We start from the raw sequence: 11988 nt of genomic DNA on the forward strand, positions 1-11988 counted from the left end.
TCATTTATAAGCTGATGACATCAACAATCCAACAATCGATGCTCACCGACAACCATATTGCAAAAAAACGCCCACATGACGAATCACCATGTGGGCATGTAACCGTCTATTGGGTGTTAGTCTTGCGCGGCAGCTTTTGCTTTTTGCAGCTTGTGGTAAGAACCCAGCAACTTCTGATGCGCACCAAATTCGGTAAGCGACGCTTCCGGCGCGGTCAAGCCATAAAAGCGAATATCGCCAGTGATGGACTGCCAAACGGCTTCGGTCACGCTGTCACCATAGGTGAAGCCAAATGCGCGTCGATATTCAACAGGGTCGCGGTCTTTGTCTTGTGCAAGTTCTAGGCTTGCAATCAAACAGCGCATAAACACTGAGCGTTCTTGGCTGTAAATCGTGGCGTTGTAATCCAAGCTCCATACGGCGAAGTCTTGTGTTGATTCCAAATCGCCCATCGCCAATGCCAATAAGCATTTCAGTTCGCCAATGGTGAGTGATTTCCAAATGGTGCCTGCGTCCGGCGCAATACCCATCAGCTCACATACCATGTAGCTGTCGTCGAAATCCGCCATTTCTAGCACATCGAACAAGAATTCACAGGCGTCATCGCTGTATTCCGTCGCTAGCAGCATGCCTAAAGCATCACGCAAATCGGTGCCACGGTTGTTGTTGCAAAGCTGCACTTCTTCCGGTGGGTAGATTTCAGACCAGCCCGGTACGATGATGCGACAGCAGTTCACGCCCAAGTGGTCGTAATCGGCAATATAAGCGTCGGCGTCTTCAGCGTGCAGTTTTGCTAGCAACCAATCCACTTCTTCTTGTGAGGTTCCCTCAAAGTTCCATTCTGCAAATGCGTAATCTGGCGAGTCTTTAAACATGTCCCAAGACACAGTGCCTGATGAGTCAATAAAATGCGTTTCCAGGTTGTGGTGATCAGCCACATCTTCATCGTGGAAAGATGGCGCTTCGAACACATCGAGATCTTTCAGGCTGCGGCCTTGCAATAGCTCTGTCACAGTGCGCTCTAGTGCCACTTGGAAGCGAGGGTGTGCCCCCCATGACGTGAAACAAGTGCCGTTATGCGGGTTAAACAGCGTGACGCAAACAACGGGGTAGTTGCCGCCCATGGACGCGTCGTACACAACGATAGGGAAGCCTTCGGCAACCATCGCATCAATAGACGCTTGAATAGACGGGTATTGAGCCAGTACTTCAGCAGGGATCTCCGGCATGCTCAGACGCTGCGAAATAATACGGTTTTTAATGGCACGTTCGAAGACTTCGGACAATGCTTGGCTGCGCGCTTCTGTTTGCGTGTTACCTGCTGACATGCCATTTGACACGTACAAGTTGCCGATGATGTTCATGGGTACATAAACGGTTTGTTGATCTTTCTGACGTGCGAACGGCAATGCGCAGATACCGCGATCTTCATTGGCCGATTGAAGATCAATGAGATCTGAACAAGTTAGCATTTGGTCTGGATCATAGAACGCAGACATCGGTTGATCTAACAGACCTTCTGGTAGGCTGTCGTCGTCAGTGAGCGGGAACCATTTCTCGTTCGGGTAGTGAACAAACGAAGAGTCAGCGATCTCTTTGCCAAGATAGAAATCGGCATAGAAATAGTTGCACGATAAACGCTCGAAATATTCACCCAGCGCAGACGCTAACGCGGCTTTTTTGCTGGCACCTTTGCCGTTAGTAAAGTTCATTGGTGCGTCAACGTCACGAATATGAACAGACCAAACGTTAGGGACAGGGTTTAGCCAGGAAACAGGTTCAACGTTAAATCCCGCAGCTGTTAGCTTGGATTCAAAACGATTGATCGACTCTTCCAGTGCGGCATCTTTACCAGGGATATAGGTTTTCATGGGGTTCTCAATCTCACAGAGGGGCTGGGAGTATATACTCATAATGTCAAAATATTGCTACGTACTTGCAAAAAATAGACGCTCAGTTAGCCAGCAGTTGTCCAAATTACGTTATAGTCGAGATATCAAATCGTTAATGGCTGAGGGATATGAAATTATTTGGCGCCGGCATCCTCCTATTCAGTGTGATTTTTCCAGTACAGGCCAGCGATCCTGACTTCTCCAATCACCTGAACCGCATTGAACAGTTATTGTCTCAAGATAATTTCAGTGATGCCGCAGATCTCGCAAAAGCCATTGTGGCTGATAACGAGGAACAAGAAGCGCTTCATCAACGTCTGCTTGGTTTTATCTATTTACATGAAGGCAATTATGACCGCGCCTATATGGCATATACAAAAGCCATTGAGTACCGAAAGTTACCTGCCAGTTTGCGACAGGATACATTAGGTGCATTAGTGTCTTTGTCGATGAAAAGGGATAGGTCAGACATGGCTGTCAGCTATGGTCGTACCTATCTCGACGAATTTCCGCCGTTTCAGCCCGTTGCACAGTTATACACGCGAGCCTTATTCACACAGAAAAACTACCGTGAAGCCTTAAAACAAAGCAACGCGATTATTGCGCGTTATGCTGATGTGCCTGAGTTTATCTGGCAGATCAAAGCGCTCAGTGAGGAACAGCTTAAGCAACACCGTGCTTTGGTGAATACAACGCGAATTATTCAGCAGAAGTTTGGTGACGAATTTCGTTGGCAGCAAAAACAGGCCATGGCCTATGCCAGTTTGGGTGAGGTGCGTCAGGCACTTTCAATCTTGAAATCTGAGCAAAAGAAAGGGTCAGCGCTGAGTGGGGCGGATTATCTCGATATGGCGCAATTTGCCAGCATGCTCGGTGAGCCGGTGCAAGCAATGGGCTTTCTCAATCAAGGCATTCAAAAAGAGCAGGTCGGTACTAGTCGAGATGTATTAAAGCGTAAACTGCAATATCACATGCAGGCTGGACAATGGTCACAAGCATGGGAAGTGGCGTCAGTACTTAATAAAGAAGAGCCGGAACTTTATCTGCTTAAAGCACAATCTCGTGTCGCCTCGGAACTACAACGTTGGTCAGATGCTGCCATGTTGTCGCAACAGGCGATTGATATGGGGGGGTATCGAGATGCTTTTTTATGGGAAATTCTAGGCTATAGCGCGATGAAATCCAACCAATTGTCATTGGCTCGTTCGGCTTATGAAACCCTGCGAGAACTTGACCCCGCAAGCGACGCTGATGTTTGGCTAAAAACGTTAGATTTAATGACGAACGAGTCAACGACGGAGTAGTTTGCTACTCGCCGTCAACTGGTTCGAGTGCCAATAGCTGAATCAGACGCAGCCTTTCTGTATACCAAATAGGTGGAACGTTGGGTGTACCATCGGCATGCCTGCGCCACCCGTTAAATCGGGTTTTTGTAAATTCCACCGTCTCCAACTTGTAATAAAGAGGCACGGTCACCTGTTGTTCTGAGATGAGCAAGTGGAGGCGGTTAATCACTTTTCGTTGCCCTTCTTGCGTGGTTTCCAGCAAAAATGCATCGAGCAGTTGGTTGATTTCTTCATCACGAAAGTAGTGCTGCGCAAAGCGGGGATCTAACGGCGTTTGGTAGCGACTGTTGAACGCAGAATTGAGATAGCGAAAAGGCGTCATGCCTGAAAAGTAGTTCGTTATGCTCATGTCATAACGGGCTTCTGCCATTTGCTCCGTGTATTTTGAAAAAGGCAGTGCTTGGCTATCGATTTTTATACCAATGGCATTCAACATTTCTGCCGTGATATTGGCGGCAGAGGTGAAGTCACTCCAACCTGATGGTGCGATAAGACTCAGTGAGAGTGGGGCGCCAGAGGGCAGCTCACGAAATCCATCGTCATTGGTGTCTTTGAGGCCCATTTCATCAAGAAGACGTGCAGCGGTATTCGGGTGAAAGCGAATGTAGTACAGGTGCTGTTCTGCCGCTGAGTTCACAATCCAATCGTCAAATTTAGACTCTAACCCACTGGCAAATGCCGCCTTTTCGCCTTGACCAAATACCGCAATATCGATGATCAGGTCGCGCGCGAGACTCATGGAGATGGCGCGACGAAATCTGACATCTTGAATAACTTGGCGTGTTTCAGGATCGGGGTGGTTAAAATTAAAAAGCAGGCTGACAATAGTCGACGGCTTATGGTGGTAGTGATAGTCAGGAGAATACGACGAGTAATTTCGCTCGATATCAGGAATAAACGCACTTGCCCAATCAAACTCACCATTACTTAAGCGAGAGATCAGTTCGTCATTGGTACGCACCAATGGATACCGAATACAGTCGATCTTAAGCGCATCTTGTTGCCAATAATTGGGATTGCGGCACTGCACGACGTTGTTACTGCTAAATGCACGAATATCGGTAAAAGGGCCACTACCCACAGGCATGGCATTGAGGTAGTAGCGTTTGTCCCTAATATCCTTCCATTGGTGCTCCGGAACGATAATCGCCTCTTGCAGACGCAGCGCAATTTGCGCGTTTGGGCGAGTTAACGAGACGTATACCTCATTTTTACCACGTTTTTCGACACGTTCGATCCACTCGCCGAGTGAATTGTAATCCAGTTCTGGTTCGTTTTTGAGCAGTGACAAACTGAAGACAACATCATCCGCAGAGAAGGAAACACCATCAGACCACTGAATACCGTCTCTTAGGGTCAATGTAATCCCCTTTAAGTCAGGTGACAGGGCGTAGCTTTTGGCCAAGCGATAGTGAGTGACATCGTCTTCGAATACCATCAAAGGTTCAAAGATGAAATCCCGTGTCGTCGCCAGTTTATCGGGGCGAAAAGGGTTGTAGTTACGCACGAAACCGTTTGATAGCTCGGGGATGATCGTTAGTGTGTGAGGCGCGGCGATACCTGCAAAAGAGACAAGCGCAAAACACAGTGTCAGCAAGCGGGAAAGCATATTTCTCTCGATATTGAAATATAAGAGTATTTTCTCAAAACACACCCTACACTAACCTTAACTAACCATCAATGAAATCGATGGCATAGCAATCATTCACTCTGTTTATTTATGCATTTAAAATGACTTATTTTTTACCAACTTAAAGGTTAACAAATTGTTGCTGTTGGAACTGATGGGTGTTATTTTCACAGAAACGAGCTTAAGCAGTGAATTATGTTGTAGCACGGGTGAAAATTACAGGATTGTCAATTGAATCGCCGAGCTTCACTATTTTGGTCATTATTACTGAGTTCAAATTACTTTTGAACTCAGTGTTTATGCGGCTGAGAACTAGATTCAACGAAAAGCGACGTGCTAACAGAATGACAGGAGTCAAGCGCATGACGGAAGCAGTAGCGCTGCAGATTAAAGACCTACATAAAACGTTCGGTCAACACGAAGTTTTAAAAGGAATTTCACTGGATGCACATCGCGGCGATGTGATTTCAATTATCGGTTCTTCCGGTTCAGGTAAGAGTACCTTTCTTCGCTGCATCAACCTACTTGAAACGCCGACCAGCGGAGAAATCTGGGTCAATGGTGAACTGATCGAGATGAAGAATGGACGCGGTGGTGACGCCATTCCTGTCAGTGAAAAACAAGTGCAACGTATTCGCTCTCGCCTCGCCATGGTTTTCCAAGGTTTCAACCTCTGGTCCCACATGACCGTCATGGAAAACGTCATCGAAGCCCCTATCCATGTTCTTGGTGTATCGAAAGCAGAAGCCATAGAGCGCGCAGAAGCTTACCTTCAGCGTGTTGGCCTTTATGAGCGCCGAGATTATTACCCCGGTCATTTGTCAGGCGGTCAGCAGCAACGTGCCGCAATAGCTCGCGCACTCGCTGTTGAGCCAGAAGCGCTATTATTTGATGAACCGACGTCAGCACTCGACCCCGAATTGGTCGGTGAAGTACTAAATGTGATGAAAATTCTCGCAGAAGAAGGGCGCACCATGCTGGTGGTTACCCACGAAATGGCGTTTGCTCGCGATGTATCCAATCACGTGATGTTCTTGCATCAAGGACGAGTAGAAGAGCAGGGGCATCCTGAAAAGCTCTTTACCTCGCCTGAGTCAGAGCGTTTAAAACAATTTATTTCTTCAATTTACTAACGCGTATTTACGCATATTCGACAGATGGCAAAGGAATATCCCCATCTGGTTCAAATATCCATAAGGAGACAGAAAGATGAAAAAATGGTTAGTTGCTGTAGCAGTCACTGCTGCACTTGGCGCGACAGCTGTTCAAGCGAAAGAGTGGAAAGACGTACGCATCGCTGTGGATGTACCTTATGAACCGTTCGAATACAAAGCACCCGATGGCACGTTGACAGGTTTTGAAGTAGACCTAGGTAATGCAGTGTGTGAAAACGCAAAACTAAACTGTAGCTGGGTTGTGCAAGCATGGGATGGCATCATTCCTGGCTTGAAAGCACGTAAGTACGACGTGATCTTCTCTTCTATGTCGATCACTGAAGAACGTGCGAAGCAAGTTGCGTTTTCAGAACCTTACTACAACACCCCAAGTGGCTACTTCGCACCAAAAGCGTCTACTTTGAACCCAAGTGATGTTGCATCACTGGCTGGCAAGCGTATTGGTGTTCAACGTGGCACGATCCAAGATAACCACGCGACTGACACATTTGGCAAAACTGCTGAAATCAAGCGCTACACAACCGGTGATGATCTGGTTTTGGACCTGCAAGGCGGTCGTCTTGACGTGGTACTGATTGACTTCCCTGTTGGTGAAGCTGCGATTTTGGGTGCGTCTGATGGTGCTAACTTCAAAACCGTTGGTGAGAATATTCAACTCGGTAATGGTGTTGCTGCAGCGTTCCGTCAGCGCGACAAAGGCTTGGTTGAGATCTTCAATGCATCGTTGGCTGAAGTAAAAGCAAACGGTACATATGATGAGATCATGAACAAGTACTTTAAGTACGACATCAAAATGTAATTGATCGTCCTTGAGGGTGAGTATTCCGTGTTGAATGCTGCCCTCAAGTTAGAGCAACACCCTGTATACCGTTAACGGACAGAGCTAACGATACACAGAGCGTTCCAAAGGGCGCCGGATATGCTCCCTTGCGACCGATGACAATCGACGTCGGTTTTTTTACGTGCAGGAGGTAAAGGATGTTAGATCTGCATGGTTATGGCCCTTCCATATTTATGGGCGCTATTCTGACCGTCGAATTGGCGGTGCTTTCAGCGATTATTGCTTTGTTACTTGGATTGGTAACCGCAATGGCTCGCGTCTCCAAAAACCGCTTCGCGCGTGGCGTGGCGACAGTGTATTCCACGGTTGTTCGTGGCGTGCCTGACCTGGTGCTGATGCTGCTGATCTTCTTCGGCGTTCAGATCATGCTCAACAACTTTTCTGACTGGCTCTATGACACCTACGAATACGATGTTTTCTTTAACGTCGATGAATTCACCGCAGGCGTTTCGACCATCGGCTTTATATTCGGCGCATACATGGCTGAAACCTTTCGTGGCGCGTTTCTCGCGGTTGATCGAGGTCAACTTGAAGCGGGCACCGCTTACGGCATGAGTGACTGGATGGTGTTTCGTCGCATTATGTTCCCGCAAATGATGCGTCACGCTCTGCCGGGTATCGGCAACAACTGGTTGGTTTTGGTGAAAACCACGGCGCTGGTTTCCGTGATTGGCTTGGCTGATATGACGCGCTTGGCAAAAGAAGCCGCGGGCGCGGTGAACGAACCGTTTAAATTCTTTATTCCGGTAGCGATTGTCTACCTGATGATCACGTCCGTTTCTGAGCTAGGCCTTAAAAGACTGGAACGTAAATTCAGTGCTGGTGTGGTAAGAGGCTAAGGAGAGTCGGAATGTTAGAATCACTGTATGCTTTTCTCGATCAAAACGAGATTTTCACCTCAACGACCATTGTTCATTACTGGAGTGGCTTAACCACTACGGTTCAGTTAGTGGTACTGTCACTGATCCTCGGCCTTATTTTGTCTGTGCCGTTGGCTGTCGCAAGAACGTCAAAGAACCCATGGATTAACCGTCCTGTTTGGATTTACGTGTATGTGTTCCGTGGAACGCCACTCTTGATCCAGCTTTATCTGATTTACTATGGTGTGGCGAAAATTGAAGGCATTCAACAATCCATGTTTTGGGCGATTGTTGAAGATGCGTTCTACCCATGCTTATTTGCTTTCGTGCTGAATACCGCGGCTTATACGACTGAGATTTTGCGTGGCGCCATGATGGCGACGCCGAATGGCGAAATTGAAGCGGGCAAGGCGTATGGCATGTCTCGCTTTACGATTCTTCGTCGCATTATTTTGCCGTCTTCATTTCGTCGTGCATTGCCGGCTTACAGCAACGAAGTTATCTTCATGCTACATGCCAGTTCGATTGCATCCGTCGTCACCATTATTGACCTGACAGGCGCAGCACGAGACATCTACGCACGTTTCTACGCACCGTTTGATGCGTTCTTGTTTGTCGCGGCTATTTATCTGTGCTTAACGTTCAGCATTGTTTATGGCTTTAAGCGATTAGAGCATCGCTGGCATAGGCATTTGAGACCGTTGGAAAGCTAAGAGCAGGGCCTAGGTACACATAGGGTACTAGGTGCTAGGAAAAGCAGGTCCTAGGAAGAGCAAAAGAACAAAACCCCAAAGCAAAAAAAACCGCCATATATCGGCGGTTTTTTTGTGGGCGTTGTAACCTAATGCTCTTCCTAGGACTTTCTCTTCCGCGCTTACTCGAAGGTTGCCCAAATTGGCGCGTGATCGGACGGCTTCTCAATGCCTCGAAGCTCGTAATCAATGCCAGTATCTACGCATTTCGCCGCGAGAGAGGGGGTTGCGAGAACCACATCAATGCGTAGGCCACGGTTGTCGTCAAAGCCACGTGAGCGGTAATCGAACCATGAGTACTTGTCGTCGGCATCTGGGAACTGCTGGCGGAAGGTATCCACAAAACCCCAGTTCATCAGTGTTGCCAGCATTTCACGTTCTTCTGGCTGGAACGAACATTTGCCGGTTTTCAACCAGCGCTTGCGGTTCACTTCACCAATGCCGATATCTAAATCCATTGGGCTGATATTGATGTCGCCCATCACGATCACGTTTTCTTCGTTGGTGTGCGCGTCATTGAGGTAAGTCATCAAGTCGCTGTAAAATTTTATCTTTGCAGGGTACTTGGTTTCGTGCGCAATGTTTTCACCCTGCGGGAAGTAACCGTTGAGTACCGTCACTTCACTGCCATCGGCCTGTTTGAAGGTGGCCATAATCATTCGGCGCTGAGCATCTTCTTCGTCAGTCGGGAATCCTTTTTGGACCTTGATGGGTTCTTCTTTACACAGCATTGCCACGCCATAGTGTGCTTTTTGACCGTGAAAATAGACCTTGTAACCCATGGCTTCGACATCTTCGAGAGGGAAGGCTTCGTCGTGAACTTTGATTTCTTGCAAGCCAATCACATCCGGTTGATGTTTCTCGATCAGTGCTTGAAGTTGGTGAAGACGTGCTCGTAGGCCATTGATATTAAATGAGATGACTTTCATGTCTTTGTTCTACTCTTTATTTGGTGAAATACGTTGAGCGCAGCCTATTGTAACTGATTACGGTTCAGAGTGGTTGTGTAAAGCGCCTTGGAAAAAACACAATCCAATGTGTCATAGCGCAGAGTCTTACATTTGCAACTATGCTGTAGTAAAACAATATTATTGGCAATCAAGGTGTTGTTTGTCTTATACCCATGGTAAGAGGTCATTAAATGAAAATGTGCATGCTGATAAAAACAGCGATGGTCTCATCGGCTCTTATTCTCGTTGCAGGGTGCAGCGAGTACGGTGATTTCACCACAGAGCAGATTTGCAAGGCGAGCCTAGCTGCCATCAAGGGAAAAAGCCCAACCATGATGATGACGGACAAGGTTGTTAAGGAAGAAGAGACGGAACTCGATGTTTTCTACATCTCCTATGCACGACCTGATGATAACAATAAGTGGCATGTGCGCTGCAAAATAAACAAGAAGCGCGCCATTTGGGCTCAAAACGAGGGTCGATGGCGAGATCAGGCTCAAGATCCGACAATACGATTTGTCATTAATGATGATGAAATTGAAATCAATGAAATGTACCCAGACGGTAGTGCGGCAAAAAATGTGACCTTTAACATCAGCATGCTGGGTGGTCGTACTTAATCCGTTTATATCCACACGCTTTCTAAATTAAGCCCCTCATTCGAGGGGTTTTTTTCTGATGTTCAGTTTTTTCGAATAAGTCTGCCAACTTCCTGCTACCGACATTGTTGCGTTTGCTTAATACACTGATTGCAGATGAGTTGAGGAGAGAGATGATGGGAAAGTTAGTTGAAGGTGTCTGGCATGACGTGTGGTACGACACAAAAGCGTCCAACGGCAAATTCGTCCGTGAAGATGCAGGTTTCCGATCTTGGGTAACGCCGGACGGCGAAGCGGGGCCAACGGGCGAGTCAGGCTTCAAAGCCGAATCAGGTCGTTATCACCTTTACGTGTCGTTAGCCTGTCCTTGGGCGCATCGCACATTGATTTTCCGCAAGCTCAAAGGCTTAGACGCGCACATTGATGTGTCCATAGTCAGCCCGGATATGCTGGAAAGCGGGTGGGTGTTTGATTCACCTGAGCCATTGTTCGGCTTCAACTTCATGCATCAAATCTACACCAAGGCAAAATCGTTTTACACTGGACGCGTGACTGTCCCCGTTCTTTGGGACAAGAAAACCCAAACCATTGTCAGTAACGAATCGTCAGAAATCATCCGCATGTTCAATTCGGCGTTTAACGAGCTAACAGGCAATACTGACGATGACTACCCAGAAGCACTTCGTGACACGATTGATGAGTGGAACGATTATATCTACCCAAATATCAATAACGGCGTGTATCGCAGCGGGTTTGCCACCACGCAAGAAGCCTACGAAGATGCGTTTGATAATTTGTTTGCAGCGCTAGATAAAGTCGATGTACATTTGGCGAGCCATCGCTATCTGGCTGGCGATCATATCACCGAAGCAGATTGGCGCTTATTCACCACACTGGTTCGCTTTGATCCTGTGTATGTGAGTCACTTTAAATGCAACCGTCAGCAGATCGCTCAGTATCCTAACTTGTTTGGTTATATGAAAGAGCTGTACCAGGTGCAAGGGGTGGCAGACACGGTCAACATGCATCATATCAAGCGTCACTACTATTTCAGTCACGCTAACATCAATCCGACACGTATTGTGCCTAAAGGGCCAGAGCAGGATTTGTGGGCGCCTCATGGCAGAGGCGTCATCGGTAAATAGCGCAATGCGCGGTCAATAAAGAAGTGCAGCCATCAAGTACAAACGAAAAAAGCCAGCTCAATGAGCTGGCTTTTTAAATGATGGTGGTGGGAGAAGGATTCGAACCTTCGAAGGCGGAGCCGTCAGATTTACAGTCTGATCCCTTTGGCCACTCGGGAATCCCACCACGAGTTTTTCTTTTACTTTTTATATTGCGTTGCGTTCTTAATGTTGCCCATCAAGCCACAAGGCGAATGATGGTGGTGGGAGAAGGATTCGAACCTTCGAAGGCGGAGCCGTCAGATTTACAGTCTGATCCCTTTGGCCACTCGGGAATCCCACCACGAGTTTTTCTATTACTTTTTTATATTGCGTTGCGTTCTTAATGTTATCCATCAAGCCACAAGGCGAATGATGGTGGTGGGAGAAGGATTCGAACCTTCGAAGGCGGAGCCGTCAGATTTACAGTCTGATCCCTTTGGCCACTCGGGAATCCCACCACGAGTTTTTCTTTTACATTTTCTATCTTGCGTTGCGTTCCAATGTTTCCATCAATCCACAAAGCGAATAATGGTGGTGGGAGAAGGATTCGAACCTTCGAAGGCGGAGCCGTCAGATTTACAGTCTGATCCCTTTGGCCACTCGGGAATCCCACCACAAGTGCGGGGCGCATATTATCAAACGAAGGGAAGCTGTAAAGCCTTTTTAACGAAAACAACGCGCGTTTGCTGGTTTTTTCGGCGTTGATACGCCGTGTTGGAGCAATTTGGGGGATTTTGCGTGATTAGCGTAAACTTTTCTCGGATTTACATTTCTTTA

10 protein-coding genes and 4 tRNA genes are annotated in these 11988 nt (G+C 47.4%); 7 read left to right on the forward strand and 7 right to left on the reverse strand.

Going from position 1 to position 11988, the window contains the following annotated elements; genetic code table 11:
- Window positions 1-116: 116 nt before the first annotated feature.
- Window positions 117-1871 (reverse strand): 30S ribosomal protein S12 methylthiotransferase accessory factor YcaO, encoded by a 1755-nt coding sequence (gene ycaO / locus AC3CIC_RS04110; protein WP_488515414.1) that lies wholly within the window; start codon window positions 1869-1871, stop codon window positions 117-119.
- 149 nt (window positions 1872-2020) lie between these two features.
- Between ycaO and AC3CIC_RS04115 the strand changes: the two genes are divergently transcribed.
- A complete protein-coding gene (locus tag AC3CIC_RS04115; RefSeq protein ID WP_488515415.1) occupies window positions 2021-3196 on the forward strand; it encodes a tetratricopeptide repeat protein in 1176 nt (391 codons plus the stop codon).
- 4 nt (window positions 3197-3200) lie between these two features.
- Here the strand turns inward: AC3CIC_RS04115 and AC3CIC_RS04120 are convergent, their stop codons facing one another.
- The gene (locus AC3CIC_RS04120; RefSeq protein WP_488515416.1) at window positions 3201-4847 is read right to left on the reverse strand and encodes an ABC transporter substrate-binding protein; all 1647 of its coding nucleotides are present in this window, start codon (window positions 4845-4847) and stop codon (window positions 3201-3203) included.
- 383 nt (window positions 4848-5230) lie between these two features.
- On the opposite strand from AC3CIC_RS04120, the gene AC3CIC_RS04125 reads away from it, so the two are divergent.
- From AC3CIC_RS04125 to AC3CIC_RS04140, 4 genes are all read left to right on the forward strand, one after another.
- Complete coding sequence (locus AC3CIC_RS04125; protein WP_016958492.1) at window positions 5231-6001, forward strand: ABC transporter ATP-binding protein; 771 nt, start codon at window positions 5231-5233, stop codon at window positions 5999-6001.
- 76 nt (window positions 6002-6077) lie between these two features.
- Window positions 6078-6842 (forward strand): transporter substrate-binding domain-containing protein, encoded by a 765-nt coding sequence (locus AC3CIC_RS04130; RefSeq protein ID WP_016958491.1) that lies wholly within the window; start codon window positions 6078-6080, stop codon window positions 6840-6842.
- 179 nt (window positions 6843-7021) lie between these two features.
- On the forward strand, window positions 7022-7723 hold the full coding sequence (locus AC3CIC_RS04135) for an ABC transporter permease (protein WP_017004744.1): 702 nt from the start codon (window positions 7022-7024) through the stop codon (window positions 7721-7723).
- 11 nt (window positions 7724-7734) lie between these two features.
- On the forward strand, window positions 7735-8457 hold the full coding sequence (locus AC3CIC_RS04140; RefSeq protein ID WP_016958489.1) for an ABC transporter permease: 723 nt from the start codon (window positions 7735-7737) through the stop codon (window positions 8455-8457).
- Between the two features lie 161 nt (window positions 8458-8618).
- Here the strand turns inward: AC3CIC_RS04140 and xthA are convergent, their stop codons facing one another.
- Window positions 8619-9425: an exodeoxyribonuclease III gene (xthA, locus tag AC3CIC_RS04145; protein WP_371733025.1), complete on the reverse strand. Its 807-nt coding sequence runs from the start codon at window positions 9423-9425 to the stop codon at window positions 8619-8621.
- Between the two features lie 224 nt (window positions 9426-9649).
- Here xthA and AC3CIC_RS04150 point away from each other — a divergent pair, with 224 nt between their 5' ends.
- Entirely contained in the window at window positions 9650-10066 is a 417-nt protein-coding gene (locus AC3CIC_RS04150) for a hypothetical protein (protein WP_488515417.1), read from the forward strand.
- Between the two features lie 155 nt (window positions 10067-10221).
- On the forward strand, window positions 10222-11190 hold the full coding sequence (locus AC3CIC_RS04155; protein WP_488515865.1) for a glutathione S-transferase family protein: 969 nt from the start codon (window positions 10222-10224) through the stop codon (window positions 11188-11190).
- Window positions 11191-11271: 81 nt separating this feature from the next.
- Here AC3CIC_RS04155 and AC3CIC_RS04160 read toward each other — a convergent pair.
- The 4 genes from AC3CIC_RS04160 to AC3CIC_RS04175 all read right to left on the reverse strand — a co-directional run bounded on the left by AC3CIC_RS04160 (window position 11272) and on the right by AC3CIC_RS04175 (window position 11825).
- Window positions 11272-11356, reverse strand: a tRNA-Tyr gene (locus AC3CIC_RS04160).
- 71 nt (window positions 11357-11427) lie between these two features.
- Window positions 11428-11512, reverse strand: a tRNA-Tyr gene (locus tag AC3CIC_RS04165).
- Between the two features lie 72 nt (window positions 11513-11584).
- A tRNA-Tyr gene (locus tag AC3CIC_RS04170) sits at window positions 11585-11669 on the reverse strand.
- Window positions 11670-11740: 71 nt separating this feature from the next.
- Window positions 11741-11825 (reverse strand) — tRNA-Tyr (locus tag AC3CIC_RS04175).
- Window positions 11826-11988 lie beyond the last annotated feature (163 nt).

The organism is Enterovibrio sp. QJM3NY_24 (genome assembly GCF_057786035.1).

Coding starts and splice junctions, on each gene's coding strand:
- ycaO (WP_488515414.1), bottom strand. CDS start 1,871: ATGAAAACCTATATCCCTGGTAAAGATGCCGCACTGGAAGAGTCGATC.
- AC3CIC_RS04135 (WP_017004744.1), top strand. CDS start 7,022: ATGTTAGATCTGCATGGTTATGGCCCTTCCATATTTATGGGCGCTATT.
- xthA (WP_371733025.1), bottom strand. CDS start 9,425: ATGAAAGTCATCTCATTTAATATCAATGGCCTACGAGCACGTCTTCAC.
- AC3CIC_RS04150 (WP_488515417.1), top strand. CDS start 9,650: ATGCTGATAAAAACAGCGATGGTCTCATCGGCTCTTATTCTCGTTGCA.
- AC3CIC_RS04130 (WP_016958491.1), top strand. CDS start 6,078: ATGAAAAAATGGTTAGTTGCTGTAGCAGTCACTGCTGCACTTGGCGCG.
- AC3CIC_RS04120 (WP_488515416.1), bottom strand. CDS start 4,847: ATGCTTTCCCGCTTGCTGACACTGTGTTTTGCGCTTGTCTCTTTTGCA.
- AC3CIC_RS04140 (WP_016958489.1), top strand. CDS start 7,735: ATGTTAGAATCACTGTATGCTTTTCTCGATCAAAACGAGATTTTCACC.
- AC3CIC_RS04155 (WP_488515865.1), top strand. CDS start 10,222: ATGGGAAAGTTAGTTGAAGGTGTCTGGCATGACGTGTGGTACGACACA.
- AC3CIC_RS04125 (WP_016958492.1), top strand. CDS start 5,231: ATGACGGAAGCAGTAGCGCTGCAGATTAAAGACCTACATAAAACGTTC.
- AC3CIC_RS04115 (WP_488515415.1), top strand. CDS start 2,021: ATGAAATTATTTGGCGCCGGCATCCTCCTATTCAGTGTGATTTTTCCA.